We start from the raw sequence: 18,386 nt of genomic DNA, 5'->3' as shown, positions 1-18,386 counted from the left end.
ATCCCCCCGTCTGTGCCGGGGCGCACGGAGGGATATGATCCGCCCGTGTCATCGCAGCTTCAGTGTCGCCAGACCCAGCAGCGCAAGGACGATGGAAATGATCCAGAACCGGATCACGACAGTGGATTCTTTCCACCCCAACTGCTCGAAATGATGGTGTATCGGAGCCATGCGGAACACCCGCTTCCCGGTTCGCTTAAACCAGAACACCTGAATGATGACCGACAGCGCTTCGAATACGAACAGCCCGCCGACAATCGCCAGCACGATTTCATGATGGCTCGCCACAGCAATCGCGCCCAGCGCACCGCCCAATGCAAGGCTGCCGGTATCGCCCATGAACACCGCCGCCGGTGGGGCATTGAACCACAAAAACGCCAGCCCCGCGCCCATGATCGCCGCACAGAAAATCGCCAGTTCGCCCGCGCCGGGCACATGCGGAATGCCGAGATACGCGGAAAAGTCTTCGCGTCCTGCCAGATAAGCGATGATTGCGAAGGTGCCGGAAGCGATAATCACCGGCATTGTCGCCAGCCCGTCCAGCCCGTCGGTCAGGTTCACAGCGTTGCCTGCGCCAACAATCACCACAGCGGCAAACACATAATACGCCGGGCCAAGCGGAATCCCCGCCTGCATCATGAACGGCACGTAGAGCACGGTGTTGATCTGCCCGACGATGATCCACGACGCGATCCCTGCAACGATGAATTCGAGCAGAAGGCGGACCTTGCCCGATACGCCCTTGTGACTGGCCTTCGACACTTTGTCGTAATCGTCCATAAAACCGATTACGCCGAAACCGATAGTCACTGCGAAACAAGCCCATACGAACGGATTCCTCAGATCCATCCAAAGCAGCAGTGAAATCGTCAGCGAAATGAGGATCATCAGCCCGCCCATCGTGGGCGTACCACGCTTGGCAAGGTGCGTTTGCGGACCGTCTTCGCGGATCGGCTGCCCCTTACCCTGCCGCACCCGCAGCATATCGATGAAGCGCGGCCCGATCAGCAAGCCGATCATCAGAGCTGTAAGCAGGACGGCGCCCGAGCGAAATGTCTGGTAGCGTATGAGGTTAAGTACGCCCTCGAAATGCAACCATTCGGCAATCAGATAGAGCATCAGCCTTCCCGGCCCAGTGTCCCACGGTCGACGAAGTGAGCGACGACCCGCCCAAGCCCGACCGAATTCGAACCTTTGACGAGGACCGCGTCTCCAGCAGCAAGCCCGAATTCTTCGAGCGCGCCAATGGCTTCGCCTGGACCATCGCAATGCGCGAAGCCGAGTCCGGCGGCAAGCGGAGCGCCGCCCGGTTTCCCCAGTTCGCGTGCCAGCGCCGTCATCTCTTCACCAACCAGAACAACATAATCGACCTGCGCCTCCACCAGCGGTTCAGCCAGTTGCGTATGGAAACCGGGCCCGAAATCGCCCAGTTCTTTCATGCTGCCAAGAACGGCAATCCGGCGCGTAGCGGGTGTTTGCCCCAACTGGCGCAAAGTCGCTCGCATCGATGCAGGGTTCGCGTTGTAACTTTCGTCTATCAACAACGCGTAGCCACCCGGCGCAGCGATCCGGTGGCGCGCACCGCGCCCTTTCAGGCCACCCATTTCGGCCAGCGCAAGGCCGGCCGACCCCAGATCGCCGCCTGCCGCCTTAACCGCCGCCATCACCGCCAGCGCATTGGAAATCCAGTGATCCCCCGGCTCTGCCACGGTAAAGCACAGGCGCGTACCGCAAATATCCGCTGTCACCAGCGCGCCGCCATTGGCGCTGGGAATAGCGTCAAGCAATCGGGCATCGGCACTGGCGCTGCGGCCGAAGCCGATCACCGTCGCCCCTGCCGCCACGGCATGCGCTTTCAAACGCTCGAAATGCGGACTGTCAGCCGGAATGACCGCCGTGCCACCTGGCATCAGACCGCCAAATACCTCGCCCTTGGCATCGGCAATCGCCTCTTCACTGCCGAGGTTTTCGATATGCGCTGGCGCAATTGTCGTAACCACCGCGACATGCGGGCGCACCTGCACGGTCAGCGCAGCAATTTCGCCTGCGTGGTTCATCCCCATTTCGAAGATGCCAAACTGGCTGCGCCCCGGCATCCGCGCCAGACTGAGTGGGACGCCAACATGATTGTTGTAGCTCCGCACAGAGCGGTGCGCCGCCCCACGGCTGCTGCGGTCTAGCGCAGCGAAGATCGCTTCTTTCACGCCGGTCTTGCCGACAGAGCCTGTCACCGCGATCCGCAACGCATCCGCACGGTCGCGTGCTGCGGCTGCGAGAGATTCCAGCGCAGCGGTCGTGTCTTTCACCAGAATATGCGGCCAGTCGATCGGCTCACTCACCAGTGCGGCAGCGGCACCGTTGGCAAATGCCTTGGCCAGAAAGCGATGCCCGTCTGTCGTTTCACCTTTCAGCGCAACGAACAGATCGCCAGAGCGCACATCGCGGGAATCGATTTCTACCCCGGACACCTGAAACGCGCCGCTGGCCTTTCCGCCGGTCGCCGCTGCAATCGCATCGGCATCCCACAGCGCCAGCGCGAAACGGTCGCGTTTCTCTCGCGGCCATGACAGGATTGCGCGATTCACGCTCATGCCCCGGATCCCTGTCCAGCGGCGCATTCGCGCGCCACAGTTACATCGTCGAACGGCAATACGCGCATATCTTCCCCGGCTCCCACGATTTGCCCCTGTTCGTGACCTTTGCCTGCGACGAGGACAATGTCCCCGCTGCCCGCCATGTCGATGGCCGCGGCGATGGCCGCACGGCGATCTCCAATATCCTGCGCCCCGCTGGTGCCCGACATCACCGCGCGACGGATGTCCGCCGGATCTTCCCCGCGGGGGTTATCATCGGTAACAATCACAACATCTGCTTTCTGGCTAGCGACCCGGCCCATCTCGGCCCGTTTGCCCTTATCGCGATCTCCACCCGCTCCGAACACCACCAGAAGGCGTTTTTCCACGTGTGGGCGTAATGCGTCGATCGCAGCATCCAGCGCATCGGGGGTGTGGGCATAATCGACATAGACCGGCGCGCCTGCGCGATTGATCGCGGCTCGCTCCAGACGCCCGCGAACCGGCTGCAACCGCGAAAGAGCATCGAAGGTCGCCGCCGGATCGCCGCCGGTCGCGATCACAAGTCCAGCTGACACAAGCGCGTTGGCCGCCTGATAGGCACCGATCAATGGCAACACGACTTTGCGCTCAGCTCCATCGAATTCGAGATGCAGTTCCTGACCCAGTTCGGTGGGAGTGCGGGCGAGCAGGCGGATCCCCTCTGCCTGCTCGCCCACTGCCAGCACACGCAACCCCCGTGCGCGTGCGTGCTCTCCGGCGCGGGCGGACCAGCTATCCCCGCCCTGCCAGATAACGGCCGTGCCACTATCCATCACCACTTCGTCGAACAGCCGCATCTTGGCAGCGAAATATTCGTCCATCGTCGCGTGGTAATCGAGGTGATCGCGGCTGAAATTGGTGAAGGCACCGGCGGCGACCCGCAGGCCTTCGTTGCGATATTGCGACAGACCATGGCTCGACGCTTCGTAAGCGACATGCGAAACACCCTCGCGCGCCAGCCCGGTCATGTTGGACAGGAACGTGACGATATCGGGCGTAGTCAGCCCGGTGGAAACGCTCCCATCAGGGGTCGTAACCCCCAGAGTGCCAATCGATGCCGCACTGAACCCAGCCATACGCCACAACTGGCGGGTCATTTCCACGGTGGAGGTTTTGCCGTTTGTTCCCGTCACCGCGACAATGGCCTGCGGCACAGGCTGGAAGAAACGTGCAGCCAGCAAGGCAAATGCGCGGCGCGGGTTGTCGCTGGCAATATGCAGCGCTCCTTCCACCTTCGCTTCAGGCCGGGCGACCACAGCAACCGCACCGGCAGCAATTGCCGCGGGGATGAAGTCCTCCCCGTTGACTTTGGCACCCTGAAACGCGCCAAACACAGTGCCGCGCGCAACCTTGCGATTGTCGATGGCGAAACCCGTAACCGTCGCATCGACGTTGGCACTCAAGCCAGTATCGGCAAGGAGAGTCGCCAGCTTCATTCGCTTCCTCCGGTTTTGGGCACCAGCGGGGCGAGGTCCGACAGATCGACATCGCGCGTATTGTCGGGGTTGATGCCCAGCATAGGCCCGATACGCGGGACCAGTCGCCCGACAATCGGCGCAGCATTCCATGCGGCAGTGCGCTGGAAACTGCTGGCTGTCGTGCCCTTGGGTTCGTCGAGCATGGCGATCACGACATAGCGCGGACGATCCATCGGGAAGGCCGATGCAAAGGTCGAAACCACGGCGGTTTTACGATAGCCATGGGCACCCGGTTTTTCCGCCGAGCCTGTCTTGCCGCCCACTCGGAAGCCGGGTGCGTTAGCATTACGACCAGTGCCATAGACCGCAATCATCCGCAGCAGTTGACGCATCCGCGAGCTGGTGCTGGCCTTGAACACGCGGCGACCGCGCACAGCATGGCCCGGCTCCACCTTATACAGAGTTGCCGGGCGCCAGATCCCGCCGTTGACCAGCGCCGCATAGGCGCTGGCGAGGTGCAGCGGCGTTACTGCGATGCCGTGTCCGAAACCAACCGTCATCGTCCGCAAACGCGGCCACTTCTTGCCCGGCCAGATCGGGAAACCGCGCGCAGGTAGTTCAATAAACGGGCGTTCGTTCATCCCCAGATCGATCATCGTCTGGCGCAGACGTTCCGACCCCAGTTCATCGGCGATCCGGGCGGACACAGTGTTAGACGAATGGATCAGCGTTTCCGGCACGTTGAGCGTTGCGCCCATCGCGTGGCTGTCTTTGATCGTGAAACGCCCGACTTTGATTGGCGAGGCATCGTATTGCTTACCGAAATCGCGCACTACGCCCGCATCGATTGCACTGGCCACGGTGATCGGTTTGAATGTCGAACCCAGTTCGTAAACCTGATTGGTCACGCGGTTGAACATGTTGTCCACGCCCGCCTGATCGATCTTGTTGGGGTTGAATTCGGGCAACGAGGCAAGTGCGAGCACTTCCCCGGTATCGACATCGAGGACGATCCCGGCCGCGCCCTTCGCATCGACCGCGCGCATACCGCGATTCAGCTCATCTTCCAGCGCGCCCTGCACCCGTGCATCGACCGACAGCGCCACAGGCTTGCCCCGCTGTGCCGGATCGAGCAGTCGCTTATCGAGCACTTCTTCCATACCGACATGACCGTGGCCATTGGCCCCGACATAGCCGAGAACGTGTGCGCCCATCGACCCTTGCGGATAATGGCGTGAATTCTCTTTCGGCATTTCGAGTGCGAGCTCACCGATGGCGAGCACTTTGTTGGCTTCTTCCGGCAGGACACGGCGGCGCAAATATCCGGCACGCCCCGACGTCAGCTTCGCAGCCACTTCGCTTTCATCCATGTCGGGGAAAATCGACACCAGTTCCCGCGCCACTTCCTGCGGCGTTTTGACGAGCGGGCTGCCGCCATTAAGCGCAGCCGGGTTGTACCACAGCGCAAATGCCGGAAACGCGCGCGCCAGCGGCTGTCCGTTGCGGTCGGTGATCTCGCCTCGCGGCGGCAACAACGCTTCGCTGAGCGTTTCGGTTACTACCGACCGGTCGGCCAGCCCCAGAAACCCGATCCGCATCACCGCCGCCAGCGCTACAGCGCCGAACATCATTGCCACGACCAGTAAACGAATACGGGCGACAGTCAGGGACTGCCGCCGCATCGTCACCAGCCGGACCCGGCCAGACGAGATTGCCGTGCTGACCGTGAGTGCGTTCACCGCCCCCCCTCGGCCAATAGCTCGCCACCTTGCGCGAGCGCTGCGGCCAGCGCCCCTGACTCAACTCTGTTATGCACCGGCTTGCCCGTCAGCGGAGATACCATTTCCGGGTATTTCATCACCCGCCCCGCTTCGGGTGCCTGCGCCACCCGGATCGGAGATGGCGCATCGCGCGAAGGAACTTCACCCAGTGCCGCCAACTGACGCTCGCTTTCCAGATACTGATCGGCGCGCGGCGGTTCATAGCCGAAATCGACCGCGTTCCATTGCGCCAGCTGGTGCTGGCTGGCCCGCGTTTCGAATTCGGTTTCGAGGATCGTTTTTTCCTGTTGCAACGACACGATGCGGCGTTCAGCGAGGCGCACTTCGCTCTTCACCGAATTCACCTTGAACGTCAAAGCCATGAATGCAGAGAAACAGATTGCAAGGGTCACAGCCCATCCAATCTGACGCAAGCGACTACCGTTTACCATCATGCAGCCTCCCTGGTTGACGTTGCAGTGCGAACCGCGTGGCGCAGCGTTGCCGAGCGCGCGCGGGGGTTTCTGTCGAGTTCAGCGGTGCCGGGGCGGATCGCCTTCGACACGTTGCGAAATGTGGCTGGGGCCGTTTCGGCCTGCGGCAAGTGGCGCGATCCGGTGGCATTGGCGCCAGATGCATCGCGCAGGAACCGTTTGACGATGCGATCTTCCAGACTGTGAAAGCTGACCACAGCCAGCCGCCCACCTTCGCTCAGCAGCTCTTCCGCTCCGCTCAGCCCCTGCTCCAGTTCCGCCAGTTCGGCGTTCACATGGATACGCACCGCCTGAAAGCTGCGTGTGGCCGGGTCTTTCGGCGCGCCGGGCCGATAGCCGAGCGCCTTGCGAACCACGCGCGCTAGATCGCCCGTGGTTTTCAGCGGACGGGCAGCAACAATCGCGCGGGCGACGCGGCGGCTCTGGCGTTCTTCGCCATAATGATAAAGCACGTCGGCAATCTGCGCTTCATCGGCAGTATTCAGGAAATCGGCCGCGCTTTCGCCATCCTGCCCCATCCGCATGTCGAGCGGGCCGTCGGACGAGAAAGCAAAGCCGCGATCCGCCTGATCGAGCTGCATCGACGAAACGCCAATATCCATCACCACGCCATCGACGCGCGATATGCCCGCTTCGCGCATGGCCGCGACCATTTCCGAAAAACGGCGCGGGTGGAGAACGAGACGCGGTGGATTTTCCTCCGTCTCGCGCCACTTGCAACCCGCTGCAATCGCATCGGGATCGCGGTCAAACGCATGAACAATGGCGCCTGCATCGAGCAGGGCACGGGTATAACCGCCCGCACCGAACGTGGCATCGACGATCACGTCGCCCGGCTGCGGCGCCAGTGCGGCGATCACTTCGTCCAGCAGCACGGGAATGTGCGGGGCATCGGGGGACGGGAACACGCTCACTTGCCCTTCCCCTTGGCCATGAAGTCGGCACAGGCAGCCTTCGCGGCAGCCCACTCGTCACCCATCTTCATCAGTTCTTCGGGGTTCCAGATGGTGAACTGACGGCCACCGCCCTGAAAGAACAGCGCATCGCCGACATTGCCAAGCGTACGCAGATGTTCCGGCATCACGAAGCGGCCTGAATCGTCGAACGGCACGCGGGCGAAGCCGAACAATTGCGCCGCACGCGTATCGCGGTCGAAATCGAGGCCGTACTTGTCCTCTTCGCGGTCGAGCTGCGCTTCCAGCTCGGGCATGCGCGACAGGCCGAACCCGGTCAGGCAGTTGAACCGGGCATGTTTATCGAGGCACAGGACTTTCCCGTCGCTGGAAGCCTTCACTGCGTTGCGAAACAACGGAGGCAGGACAAAGCGATCCTTCTCGCCCATCGGCGAGAAGGCTTGTCCGCTGTAACCGTTGAAATCGTTCGACGCCAAGTTCCCCTGCCCCTCTGAGGAGGTACCCACCTCCGCGAACATGCCTCCCCCGTGACCGGCCGCGCATGCGAGGCCGGGTCGCGCCGCCCATCGGCAGCACGCAACACGAAACAGCATCTTCGATGGAAGATGGTCTTAACCAACCTGCTTGAGGGATGGAAGGGAAAATTAGGGGATTAATGGGGAAATTACGGTATTATGTTGATTTTATGTCACTTTCCCTCTCAGCGCCTCATGCACAAATTGCCGAACACCACAAGCGATAGCTACGCGAATCCACGATGTCCCGCGCTATCCCCGGCCCATTTCCCGTAATTTCCCTAATTTGAAAAGCGACTCCGATTCTCCCCGGTCGCAGCAAGGAGTTCGGCAAATACAGTGCGCTCAGTCGTTGAATGCGCGCCTGGCCAGATCGCGCAGTAGCTCCGCCCCGTCGGTCACGTGCTGCGGTTCGAACAGGGCCGCATCGGCCACAATCAGCGCGCGCCCTTCCCCAATAGCACAATCGGCCACGATCCCCTGAGCAGACAAAGTGCACGTTGCCGGAGCTTTCCGATCGGTCGGGGCAAGCACGAATTGCCCTGCCTGATTGATCGGCAATTCACTGCCTGCGACTGCCACCCTTCGTTCGCCCTGCGGCTGATCCATGTCGTAGCGCAGTTCCAGACCCCACCGCGACAGAATTGGCGACAGCAGGGCGACATCCTGGGGGCGACGCTTGTCGCCGATGGCAAAGTGCGTGTCGCCGGTCAGAAATGGATCGGCGAACAGCAACAGGTGCCCACCGCGTCGCACCCAATCGTCCAGCGCGACATTCTCAGCCGGTGCCAATGCACGCGGCTGCGCCAGCAACAGGCGCTTGTAACTCGTCAGAGAGCCATTCTCTCCCGCAGCCCCGCTATCGGCCCCGGCGAGTGTATCGAGCGGGGCAAGCCTCCAGTCCCTCTCCAGCGCGGTGCGTGGCCAGGGTGGTGGCTGCTTGCTATCCAGCAGGTCCGTTACGCTCGCGCTTTCGTTCCAATAGATAGGCAACGAGGAATAGAGCGCGACCGGCGGTCGATCACGCGCAGGCCATGCCAAGACAGCAAAACCGGCCAGCGCGGCGATAAGCAAAGCCAGCCCGATATAGAACCGCCGCCGATTACGGATAACGAAGAGGTTCAATTGCCGGTGCCGGGAACCGGCGCATCCATCGCGGGGGATGCAGTAGGCGCAGGTGTGGCGGTCGTGCCATCATCGGCCGGAATATCGGGCACGACACCCGCATCGGCCAGCGGATCGTTTTGCGGGGTCGAAGGGGTAGCGGGCACAGTGGCCGCCGCCTCTGGCACAGTGGTCGCTTCGACTTCCTGCGCGCGATTTTCGATAACGTTGGCGATCCCGACCAGCAGGAGCACACCGACCAGCAGCGACACGCCGACCTGCAACCGCTGAACCGCTTCGGCCCGCGTGCCGCCCAGCGGCACCGCTTCCTCAGCCTCTTCCGTTTCGGGTTGTCCGGTCTTGCTATCGGGCATAGCCGGGAAAGTAGTCTATGCTGTGCGCCAGTCAATCGCTGCCGCACATACACGCGCGATCAGATGCGATCAGGCGCGATCCAGCCAGTCGAACACCGGCAGATCTTTCGACCGCAACCAGTCTGCATTATAAAGCGTGGAGAGATAGCGGAAGCCCGTGTCGCACAGGATCGTCGCCACCCGCGCATCCGGCCCAAGCTGCTTGCCCAGCTTCACGGCCCCGGCAACGTTGATGCCAGACGACAGGCCAAGGCACAGCCCCTCTTCGCGCAGCAGACGGGCGACCCATTCCAACCCTTCGCTGTCCGAAACGCGGAACTGGGTATCGACCGGCGCACCTTCGAGATTGCCGGTGATGCGCCCCTGCCCGATCCCTTCCGCGACGGAACTGCCTTCGGATTTCAATTCGCCTTCGGCATAGTAGCTATAGAGCGCCGCACCGAACGGATCGGTCAACGCGATGGTTGTGTCTTCGCTATGACTTTTCAAGCCCAGCCCGATCCCGGCAAAGGTTCCGCCAGTGCCAACGGCACAGGTGAAGCCGTCGATCCGACCTTCCATCTGTTGCCAGATTTCTTCCGCCGTCCCTTCGATATGGGCCTTGCGGTTGGCGGTATTGTCGAACTGGTTGGCCCAGATTGCGCCTTCGGTTTCTTCGGCAAGACGGCGGCTGGTGTGGACGAAATGGTTGCAATCCGCGAACTTGGTTGGCGGAACCAGCACCAGCTCCGCGCCCAGCGCGCGCAGGGTGTCCATCTTTTCCTTCGACTGATTGTCGGGCATCACGATGATCGTGCGATAGCCCAGTGCATTGCAGACCAGCGCCAGCCCGATGCCGGTGTTGCCCGCAGTGCCTTCCACTACGGTGCCGCCGGGCTGTAATTCGCCGCGCGCTTCCGCATCGCGCACGATCCACAGGGCGGCGCGATCCTTCACGCTGCCGCCGGGGTTGGCGAATTCGCACTTGCCCCAGATTTCGCATCCGGCCGCTTCGCTTGGCCCCTTCAGGAGCACCAGCGGGGTGTTACCAATCAGATCGAGAGTATTGTCGCGCACAGGCAAAGTCATCATGCAGCGCGAGTTAAGCCCCCACCCCGCACGGCGCAACGCAGTTCCACTACGCCCCCTGACACAGTGACTTGGCAGAGGGCGGAGCGGGAAAAGGTAATGCGGTCAGTCTTCCTGAGCGATCGTGACCTTCAGCCCGTCGAGCTCGGGGTTGAACGGGATCTGGCAGCTCAGACGCGAATTTTCGTCGCGGTAATCGCTGCTTTCCAGCAGATCGTCCTCGTCTTCGCTCATTTCAGGCAGCTTGTCCTTGAACGCGGGATCGACATGGACATGGCAAGTGGCGCATGAACAGCAACCGCCGCAAAGGGCCAGCAGCTCGTCGAACCCGTTGTCGCGGATCGCTTCCATCACCGTGAGGCCATCGTCCACCTCGATCGTGGATTCTTCGCCCGCGCGGTTGACCACTGTCAGCTTCGGCATCGATTTCCTTCCCGTCGTTACAAGGAGCCCCCTGTCGGGCCTTTGGCGGGGCTGCTAAGGGCTGTGCGGCGATTTGGCAAGCAGCCCTAATCGCGTTAGTATTTCAGGAGAGCGACAATGGGTTTGAGTGCAGAGGCGATCCGTGCCGGGCTGGACCATGTCGCAGACCGCGAACCGGCAATGGCGCAGGCGCTCGAACTGGCAGGCTATCCCGAACCGCGCATCCGCGAGCGCGGCCACCGCACATTGCTCCGCGCAATCGTGGGGCAGCAGGTTTCCGTAGCGGCGGCGGCGAGCATGTGGCGCAAGCTGGAGGCGGAACTGGGCGAAGATATCGCGCCGGATGAACTGCTGGCCCGCGATTTCGATACTCTGCGCGCCTGCGGCCTGTCGCGGCAGAAACAGGGCTATGCCCGCTCGCTGTGCGAACTGGTCAGCGCGGGGGCCATCGATTTCGACAATCTGCCTGCCGATGACGAGGAAGCGATTGCCGAACTCACCCGGGTCAAGGGAATCGGGCGCTGGACTGCCGAGATATACCTGCTGTTCGCAGAAGGGCGCGCCGACATCTGGCCCGCCGGCGATCTGGCGGTGCAGGTCGCTGTCGGCCGCATCATGGAACTGGACGAACGCCCCGGCGAAAAGCTGACCCGAACACTGGCCGAAAACTGGCGCCCCCACCGCGGCGCCACGGCGATCTTTACCTAACACTACTACGCAGTGGGCAGCGATCCGGTGTAAAGGGCTGCGGTCGGGTTTGGAGGGAGCGTGAAGTGTCGGAAATCGACAACGAAGCTGTCGTTCGTTCAGATCAGGCTAGCGTAGCAGACGTTTGATCCCGGTAGATGACCTTTTGCATCAGTTCGACAAGCTGATGCTGCTCCTCCATTGATAGGCCCGCCATTGTTTCATTATTGACGGACATGGCTGCCTCAATCGCTGCATCGCGCAGCCCCTTTGCACGATCGGTCAGCCGAATCCGCTGTACCCGGCCATCGTTATTGTCCCTTTCACGCCGGACAAGCCCGTCGCGTTCCATCCGCGCCAGCGTATTGGCCATGGTGGCCTGTTCAATATCCAGACGCTCGACCAGATCCTTCTGCGTCAGTCCGTCACCTTCCCACAGTTCCAGCAGCGCCGGAAAGGTGCCGGGGGTAAGGCCAAGCGGACGGATACGTGCGGCCAGCCCTTTTTCGAACAGCCGCGCCATATGATTGACGAGGTATCCGGCTGACAGGTCTTTGGAGAATTCCATACCTCGCCGCTAGCACTTGCATAGCAGGCTATACAACTATATATAGCCTGCTATGTTAATTGACTGGCGCAGAAGGTTCCTATGACCAAAGTGATCCACCCCATTGCAGGCGCGCTTGCCCTGCTGACGATTATTTCCTTCTGGCTATCCACTGCGATGTCAGAACTGTTTGGCAGTGAAGCGCTGGTCGTCACCGTTAAAACAATGATCCCGTGGGGCTTCCTGATTCTGATCCCTGCGCTGATGGCGGCAGGCGGTTCTGGTTTTCAACTGGGTAAGGCATGGCGCAATCCAGTGGTCACTGTGAAACGCAAGCGTATGCCGATCATCGCGGGCAATGGCATTGCGATCCTCATGCCATCAGCCCTCTATCTGTCTTCCAAGGCTCAGGCAGGGTCTTTCGATGCCGGGTTTTACATGGTGCAGGCCATTGAATTGATTGCTGGTGCGGTGAACATCACCTTACTCGTCCTCAACATGCGCGACGGATTGAAACTCACCCGTAAACGCTCCGCGCCGCGCAAAGCCGATGATTAAGCGAGCTTCACATCTCTATATGTGCTGACCAGTGTCGGTCCCTCTCCTGAGCCTAACCACCCCATTAACAGACATCCCCCCCCAAATTTGGCTCTCCCCAAACCGCGCGTTAGGGGAGAGCTATGTCTTTGATTGATCGCTTCCAGCTCACCGCTCCATTGATACAGGCACCGATGGCGGGGGTTTCGACGCCCTTGATGGCGGCGGAGGTTTCGGAGGCCGGGGCGATGGGCTCCATCGGGATCGGTGCCACCGATGCAGACGGCGCGCGGGCGATGATCGGGGAATTGCGCGGCCGCACCGCAAGAGCGTTCAACGTCAACCTGTTCGTGCATGACAGCCCGACACCCGATGCGGAGCGGGAGGCGGAGTGGCTCGCATGGCTTGAGCCGGTATTTCGGCAATACGGAGCGCAGCCGCCCGCGTCGCTGAACACCATCTACACCGGCTTTGGAGACGATCCCGCTATGCTGGCGATGCTGCTGGAAATGGCGCCGCCAGTGGTCAGCTTCCACTTCGGCCTGCCCGGCCCCGATGCGGTGTCGGCAATGCGCGAACGCGGCATCTATCTGATGGCGACCGCGACCAGCCTTGCCGAAGCCAAGGCCATCGAAGCCGCCGGTATCGATGCTATCGTCGCGCAAGGGATCGAGGCAGGCGGCCATCGCGGCATATTCGATCCCGCCGCGACCGACGATGCGCTGGGTACGATGGCGCTCACCCGGCTGCTGGTACGGCACGCGCGATTGCCGGTGATCGCAGCGGGCGGGATTATGGATGGCGCGGGAATAGCGGCTGCGCTCGATCTCGGTGCAGTGGCGGCACAGCTTGGCACAGCATTCGTCGCGTGCCCGGAATCGGCAGCGGACGACGCCTATCGCGCGGCGCTCCGCGGCCCCGGCGCGTATCACACCACGCTCACCTCGCTTATCTCCGGCAGGCCCGCGCGCGCCCTCGCCAATCGGTTCACTGCTCTGGCGGACAGCGCGGGTGATCGACTTCCGCCCGATTATCCGAGAGCATACGACGCAGGGAAGGCGCTGCACGCCGCCGCGAAGGCACAGGGCGAGTTCGGCTACGGCGCGCAATGGGCGGGGCAAGGTGCCCCGCTGGCCCGCGCCATGCCCGCCGCGCAACTGGTGCAAACCCTGCGGAGCGAGCTGGATCAGGCGCGGAAATAGCGCCTTCCATTCCCCTTGACCTCGCCCCGATCTGTATTATTTCCACAATACAGTATTTTCCGGGGAGGAATTTCCATCATGTCCATTATTCGCAAAGCCGCTCTGCTCGCCACAGCGGCAGGCCTCATCACGGCCACTGCCGCATATGCCAGTCAGGAGAAATCGATGACCGCCAGCAAGACCGCCGCCGTAGAAGCGAAGGTCGATCAAGCCAAACTGATCCCGCGCGAGGATCTGTTCGGCAACCCCACCCGCGCCGGGGGCCAGCTAAGCCCCGATGGCAAGTGGCTGAGCTGGCTGGCCCCGAAAGACGGGGTGCTCAACGTATTCATGGCCCCCGCCGCCGATCCCTCTGCCGCCAAGGCGATGACCGCTTCGACCGACCGCCCGATCCGGCAGTACTTCTGGGCGCCCGACAGCAAGAGCATCCTGTATATTCAGGACAAGGGCGGAGACGAGAATTTCCTGCTCTATGGCGTGGATGTCGCCAGCGGCAAGGAAACCACCCTCACTCCGTTCGAGAAAACGCGCGTGCAGCTAGTGGGCGCATCGACCATTCAGAAGGATAAGCTGCTGGTCGGCCTCAACAATCGCGATGCGCGGTTCCACGATGTCTATCTGCTCGATCTCGGCAGCGGCAAGCTGACCGAAGTGCTGCAGAACGATGGCTATGCCGGATTCCTCGCTGACAACAACCTGCACCTGCGGATGGCGCTGCGCCCCAATGCAGAAGGCGGGATGGACTATTTCGCAATCGACGATGGCAAAATCGCTGAAAAGCCGTTCACCAGCACCGGGCTGGAAGATTCGCTGACGACATCGCCAGCCGGATACACCACCGACGGCAAAACGCTGTACTGGCTCGACAGCCGGGGCCGCGATACCGCCGCGCTCTACGCGCAGGACGTGGCAACCGGCGAACGCAAGGTTATCGCGGAAAATGACAAGGCCGATATCGGCGGGGTCATGACCGACCCGATCACCGGCGAAGTCGAAGCCTATTCGGTCGATTACCTGAAAACCGAATGGACCGCGCTCGACCCCGATATCAAGGCTTCGCTCGACTGGCTCGACAGCAAGTTCGATGGCGAATTCGGTGTATCGAGCCGGACGGATGACGATACCAAGTGGATCGTGTGGAACGATCCCGTCTCTGCCCCCAGCAAAACCTATATCTACGACCGCAAGGCGAAGACGCTCACCGATTTTTATACCACCCGGCCCGAACTGGCTGGCGCACCGCTGCAACCGATGCAGCCGCTGGAAATCACATCGCGCGACGGGCTGACGCTGGTCAGTTACCTGACCTTGCCGCCGGGCAGCGACAGCAACGCCGATGGCGTGCCCGATGCGCCGGTGCCGATGGTGCTGCTGGTTCACGGCGGCCCGTGGGCGCGCGACGGATATGGCTACAACAGTTACCACCAGTGGCTGGCCAACCGCGGCTATGCGGTGCTCAGCGTCAATTTCCGCGGCTCGACCGGGTTCGGCAAATCGTTCATCGAAGCGGGCAATCTGCAATGGGGCCGCAAGATGCAGGACGACCTGGTCGATGCGGTCGCATGGGCGGTCGACAAAGGCGTCACGAGTAAGGACAAAGTGGCGATCATGGGCGGTAGTTATGGCGGATATGCCACGCTGGCGGGCATGGCCTTTACCCCCACCGAATATGCCTGCGGTGTCGATATCGTCGGCCCTTCGAACCTCGAAACGCTGCTGAAAACCATCCCGCCATACTGGGTGCCAGTGATCGCACAGTTCCATCAGCGGATGGGTAACCCCGAAACCCCCGAAGGGCTCGCAATGCTCAAGGAACGCAGCCCGTTGTACAAAGCCGGCGATATCGTCCGCCCGCTACTGATCGGTCAGGGTGCCAACGATCCGCGCGTCAACAAAGCGGAAAGCGACCAGATCGCTGACGCGATGAAGGCCAAGGGCATCCCGGTCACGTATGTGCTGTTCCCCGACGAAGGGCACGGTTTTGCCAAGCCGACCAACAACATCGCTTTCAACGCGATCACCGAGAATTTCCTCGCCACCTGCCTCAAAGGCCGGTCGGAGCCGATCGGAGAGACAGTGAAGGATTCGACTGCGGAAATCATCCAGGGCGGCCAGTTCGTGAAAGGGCTGGACGGCGCAACTGCGAAGTAACGCGCAACCCCCGTTGCATTACGCAACGGATCGCTGCACACACTATAGCCGCGCGATGGGTACACCCTTTCGCGCGGCTATATATTTCGGGGAGAGTGCAAGGATGAGCGAACGCAAGGCGATCTTCGTCACGGGTGGCGGTTCCGGTATCGGGCGGGCCATCGCGGAATACTTCGCCGGGCGCGGCTGGTACGTTGGGCTGGGCGACGTCGACGGAGATGCAATGGCCGCCACCTGCAACGGAATCGGCGCGGATAACTGCTTCACGCATAAATTCGACGTGCGCGACCGGCCTGCCTGGGACATCGCCCTCGATGCCTTTTCCGAAGCCGCCGGCGGGCGGATCGACGTGATGGCGAACAATGCCGGCATCCCACTCGGCGGTTCGCTGTCGGACAATACCACCGATGAAATCGACCGCTGCATCGATATCAATCTCAAAGGTGTGCTCTACGGCGCTCAGGCTGCCCTGCCCCACCTGAAGAAGGCCGCACCCGGCTCCTGCCTGCTCAACACCGCCAGCGCGGCGGGGATCTACGGCACGGGTGGCGCATCGGTCTATTCCGCGACCAAGTTCGGGGTGCGCGGTGTGACCGAAGCGCTCGATGCGGAGTGGGCCGAATTCGGCATCAATGTACGCAGCCTGTGCCCCGGCTTCATCGACACCCCGCTGATCGAGAAGGCCCCCAACCAGTCTAGCAACGAATCGATCCGCGAACGGGTGATGGCCGCAGGGCTGGAAATCACCCCGCCGCTGGCAGTGGCGCAGGCGGCATGGGATGCCGTGCATGGGGATAAGCTGCACACGCTGGTCGGAAAGACCGCGCACCGCGTCGCCTTCGGTGCGCGCTGGATGCCGGGCCGGGTCCGCAAAATGGCCCGCGATAATGCGCGCCCGTTGGGGCAGTAAGGCGGACTGATCCACCTCCATCCTCCCCCGCACGGGGAGGATTACAGCAAACGATCTATCGCGGTGGCCATGTCTGCATCGCGCTGGCTCAGCCCCCCTGCATCGTGCGTGGTGAGTGTGATTTCCACCCGGTTGTAAACATTGAACCATTCGGGATGGTGGTCGGCCCTTTCCGCCAGCAGCGCGACTCGCGCCATAAACCCCCACGCCGCGCTGAAATCGGCAAATTCGAACGTCCGTTCTATCGCCTTGTCATCGCGCGCCAGTTGCCATTCGGGCAACCCCGCCATCATCGCGGTGCGTTCGGCGGCGGTCAGTTCGGCAATCGGCATACGGGACTCCTTGTTCACCGGCAGGCTTTCGCTTATCGCGCTGCCCCATGCAAGCCAGCCTCGCCGCCACGGATATTGCCTGCCGACGCGGCGACCGATTGTTGTTTCGCGGCCTGAGCTTTGCGCTCGGCGCGGGGGAAGCGATGCAGGTGCTGGGTGCCAATGGCACGGGCAAGACCAGCCTGCTGCGAATTCTCGCCGGATTGCTTGCCCCTTATGCCGGATCGGTCAGCGCCAGCGAACTGCCTGCCCTGCTCGACGGTCGCCTGCCGCTGGACGAACATCTGCCGCTGGGCGAAGCGCTGGCATTCTGGAACCGCATCGATGACGGAGCGATTGCGCCGGAAGTGCTGGCCATGCACGGGCTCGACACCTTGCTCGATGTGCCGGTGCGATATCTTTCGACCGGACAGCGTAAGCGCGCCGCAATTGTTCAGTCGAATGCAAGGCAGGCACCGATCTGGCTGCTCGACGAACCGCTCAACGGGCTGGACATTCATGCGGGCGAGCGACTGCAGGGCGCCGTCGCCCATTATTGCGCGCAAGGCGGGATCGCAGTGATCGCATCGCACCAGCCGTTCGCCGTGCCCGATCTGCGGACACTCGATCTGACTGAGTTCGCGGTATGAGCGGTTTCGCACGTCTGCTGCGGCGCGATCTGTCGCTACTGCTCGGCAACGGGCGCGGCGGGCCTTTGCTGCCGATGCTATTCTTTGTGGCGGTGGCGGTGCTGTTCCCGTTTGCCGTGGGGCCGGACGCCCCACTGCTGGCGCGCACCGGCGGCGGCGTGCTGTGGATCGCCGCACTGCTGGCCAGCATTCTGCCGATAGACCGGTTGGTGACCCCCGATGTTGAAGCCGGGGTATTCGATCAGCTCGCCCTGCGCGGCATTTCGGAAGAGCTGGCGATGGCCGCGCGATTGCTGGCCCACTGGCTCAGCTTCGGCCCACTGCTGTTGCTGGCCACTTTGCCTGCCGCTGCTTTGCTCGGACTGGACGGGCGAACATTGCAGACTCTGCTGCTGGGCCTGCTGGCCGGCACACCGGGGCTGGCGGCCATCGGGCTGGTGATCGCCGCCCTTACCACTGCATTGCGGAGCGGAGCGGCATTGGGCGGATTGCTGCTGGTGCCGCTGGGCGTGCCGATCCTGATTTTCGGTGCTGGCGCCCTCGCCCGTCCCGACGATACGGGAATTGCGCTGTGTGCAGCGATCAGCCTGGCATTATGCGCGGTGGCTCCGTTCGCAGCGGGCGCGGCGATACGGGCGGGACGTGAGGGATAGGGCCGGGTCGTCAACGGCAAAGATGCTCAGCATCACCAATGGTGCATCTCTGC

The 18,386-nt window shown here is 62.2% G+C and carries 20 protein-coding genes; 7 read left to right on the top strand and 13 right to left on the bottom strand.

The window, feature by feature from the left end:
- Nucleotides 1–48: 48 nt before the first annotated feature.
- The 11 genes from mraY to CV013_RS13980 form a co-directional block, all read right to left on the bottom strand.
- On the bottom strand, nucleotides 49–1,119 hold the full coding sequence (mraY, locus tag CV013_RS14030) for a phospho-N-acetylmuramoyl-pentapeptide-transferase (protein ID WP_102156326.1): 1,071 nt from the start codon (nucleotides 1,117–1,119) through the stop codon (nucleotides 49–51).
- A complete protein-coding gene (locus CV013_RS14025; RefSeq protein ID WP_102156325.1) occupies nucleotides 1,119–2,591 on the bottom strand; it encodes a UDP-N-acetylmuramoyl-tripeptide--D-alanyl-D-alanine ligase in 1,473 nt (490 codons plus the stop codon). The genes mraY and CV013_RS14025 overlap by 1 nt, the downstream gene beginning before the upstream one ends.
- Complete coding sequence (locus CV013_RS14020) at nucleotides 2,588–4,051, bottom strand: UDP-N-acetylmuramoyl-L-alanyl-D-glutamate--2,6-diaminopimelate ligase (RefSeq protein ID WP_102156324.1); 1,464 nt, start codon at nucleotides 4,049–4,051, stop codon at nucleotides 2,588–2,590. Before CV013_RS14020 ends, CV013_RS14025 begins: the two co-directional genes overlap by 4 nt.
- The gene (locus CV013_RS14015) at nucleotides 4,048–5,715 is read right to left on the bottom strand and encodes a peptidoglycan D,D-transpeptidase FtsI family protein (protein ID WP_102156343.1); all 1,668 of its coding nucleotides are present in this window, start codon (nucleotides 5,713–5,715) and stop codon (nucleotides 4,048–4,050) included. The genes CV013_RS14020 and CV013_RS14015 overlap by 4 nt, the downstream gene beginning before the upstream one ends.
- A 53-nt stretch (nucleotides 5,716–5,768) precedes the next feature.
- On the bottom strand, nucleotides 5,769–6,176 hold the full coding sequence (locus CV013_RS14010; RefSeq protein WP_102156323.1) for a hypothetical protein: 408 nt from the start codon (nucleotides 6,174–6,176) through the stop codon (nucleotides 5,769–5,771).
- Between the two features lie 68 nt (nucleotides 6,177–6,244).
- Complete coding sequence (gene rsmH, locus CV013_RS14005) at nucleotides 6,245–7,201, bottom strand: 16S rRNA (cytosine(1402)-N(4))-methyltransferase RsmH (protein ID WP_102156322.1); 957 nt, start codon at nucleotides 7,199–7,201, stop codon at nucleotides 6,245–6,247.
- Nucleotides 7,198–7,677, bottom strand: coding sequence for a division/cell wall cluster transcriptional repressor MraZ (locus CV013_RS14000; RefSeq protein WP_223805401.1), 480 nt, complete (start codon nucleotides 7,675–7,677; stop codon nucleotides 7,198–7,200). The genes rsmH and CV013_RS14000 overlap by 4 nt, the downstream gene beginning before the upstream one ends.
- A 384-nt stretch (nucleotides 7,678–8,061) precedes the next feature.
- Nucleotides 8,062–8,841 (bottom strand): motility-associated ABC transporter substrate-binding family protein, encoded by a 780-nt coding sequence (locus CV013_RS13995; protein WP_102156321.1) that lies wholly within the window; start codon nucleotides 8,839–8,841, stop codon nucleotides 8,062–8,064.
- Nucleotides 8,838–9,194 (bottom strand): hypothetical protein, encoded by a 357-nt coding sequence (locus tag CV013_RS13990; RefSeq protein ID WP_102156320.1) that lies wholly within the window; start codon nucleotides 9,192–9,194, stop codon nucleotides 8,838–8,840. The genes CV013_RS13995 and CV013_RS13990 overlap by 4 nt, the downstream gene beginning before the upstream one ends.
- Nucleotides 9,195–9,263: 69 nt before the next feature.
- Entirely contained in the window at nucleotides 9,264–10,265 is a 1,002-nt protein-coding gene (locus tag CV013_RS13985; protein ID WP_102156319.1) for a cysteine synthase A, read from the bottom strand.
- Nucleotides 10,266–10,367: 102 nt separating this feature from the next.
- On the bottom strand, nucleotides 10,368–10,685 hold the full coding sequence (locus CV013_RS13980) for a 2Fe-2S iron-sulfur cluster-binding protein (protein ID WP_102156318.1): 318 nt from the start codon (nucleotides 10,683–10,685) through the stop codon (nucleotides 10,368–10,370).
- Between the two features lie 117 nt (nucleotides 10,686–10,802).
- On the opposite strand from CV013_RS13980, the gene CV013_RS13975 reads away from it, so the two are divergent.
- The gene (locus tag CV013_RS13975) at nucleotides 10,803–11,393 is read left to right on the top strand and encodes a DNA-3-methyladenine glycosylase family protein (protein ID WP_102156317.1); all 591 of its coding nucleotides are present in this window, start codon (nucleotides 10,803–10,805) and stop codon (nucleotides 11,391–11,393) included.
- A 103-nt stretch (nucleotides 11,394–11,496) separates the two neighbouring features.
- Here the strand turns inward: CV013_RS13975 and CV013_RS13970 are convergent, their stop codons facing one another.
- Nucleotides 11,497–11,940, bottom strand: a complete 444-nt coding sequence (locus CV013_RS13970) for a MarR family winged helix-turn-helix transcriptional regulator (protein ID WP_102156316.1) — start codon at nucleotides 11,938–11,940, stop codon at nucleotides 11,497–11,499.
- Nucleotides 11,941–12,021: 81 nt separating this feature from the next.
- Here CV013_RS13970 and CV013_RS13965 point away from each other — a divergent pair, with 81 nt between their 5' ends.
- The 4 genes from CV013_RS13965 (at nucleotide 12,022) to CV013_RS13950 (ending at nucleotide 16,719) form a co-directional block, all read left to right on the top strand.
- Entirely contained in the window at nucleotides 12,022–12,477 is a 456-nt protein-coding gene (locus CV013_RS13965; RefSeq protein ID WP_102156315.1) for a hypothetical protein, read from the top strand.
- A gap of 122 nt (nucleotides 12,478–12,599) precedes the next feature.
- On the top strand, nucleotides 12,600–13,658 hold the full coding sequence (locus tag CV013_RS13960; RefSeq protein WP_102156314.1) for an NAD(P)H-dependent flavin oxidoreductase: 1,059 nt from the start codon (nucleotides 12,600–12,602) through the stop codon (nucleotides 13,656–13,658).
- Nucleotides 13,659–13,736: 78 nt separating this feature from the next.
- Nucleotides 13,737–15,809 carry an alpha/beta hydrolase family protein gene (locus CV013_RS13955; protein WP_321196996.1) on the top strand — a complete coding sequence of 691 codons (2,073 nt, stop codon included), beginning with the start codon at nucleotides 13,737–13,739 and terminating at the stop codon, nucleotides 15,807–15,809.
- Between the two features lie 103 nt (nucleotides 15,810–15,912).
- Nucleotides 15,913–16,719, top strand: coding sequence for an SDR family oxidoreductase (locus CV013_RS13950; RefSeq protein ID WP_102156313.1), 807 nt, complete (start codon nucleotides 15,913–15,915; stop codon nucleotides 16,717–16,719).
- 41 nt (nucleotides 16,720–16,760) lie between these two features.
- Here CV013_RS13950 and CV013_RS13945 read toward each other — a convergent pair whose 3' ends face one another.
- On the bottom strand, nucleotides 16,761–17,051 hold the full coding sequence (locus CV013_RS13945) for a 4a-hydroxytetrahydrobiopterin dehydratase (protein ID WP_102156312.1): 291 nt from the start codon (nucleotides 17,049–17,051) through the stop codon (nucleotides 16,761–16,763).
- A gap of 47 nt (nucleotides 17,052–17,098) precedes the next feature.
- Here CV013_RS13945 and ccmA point away from each other — a divergent pair, with 47 nt between their 5' ends.
- Together ccmA and CV013_RS13935 are read left to right on the top strand one after the other, a co-directional pair.
- Complete coding sequence (gene ccmA, locus CV013_RS13940) at nucleotides 17,099–17,680, top strand: heme ABC exporter ATP-binding protein CcmA (protein WP_102156311.1); 582 nt, start codon at nucleotides 17,099–17,101, stop codon at nucleotides 17,678–17,680.
- Nucleotides 17,677–18,333: a heme exporter protein CcmB gene (locus CV013_RS13935; protein ID WP_102156310.1), complete on the top strand. Its 657-nt coding sequence runs from the start codon at nucleotides 17,677–17,679 to the stop codon at nucleotides 18,331–18,333. Before ccmA ends, CV013_RS13935 begins: the two co-directional genes overlap by 4 nt.
- Nucleotides 18,334–18,386: the final 53 nt, after the last annotated feature.

It is taken from the genome of Tsuneonella flava (assembly GCF_002870965.1).
Taxonomy (GTDB): Bacteria; Pseudomonadota; Alphaproteobacteria; order Sphingomonadales; family Sphingomonadaceae; genus Tsuneonella; species Tsuneonella flava.
Note: the sequence above shows the minus strand (reverse complement) of the source record. Positions and strands in the feature narration are given on the sequence as shown.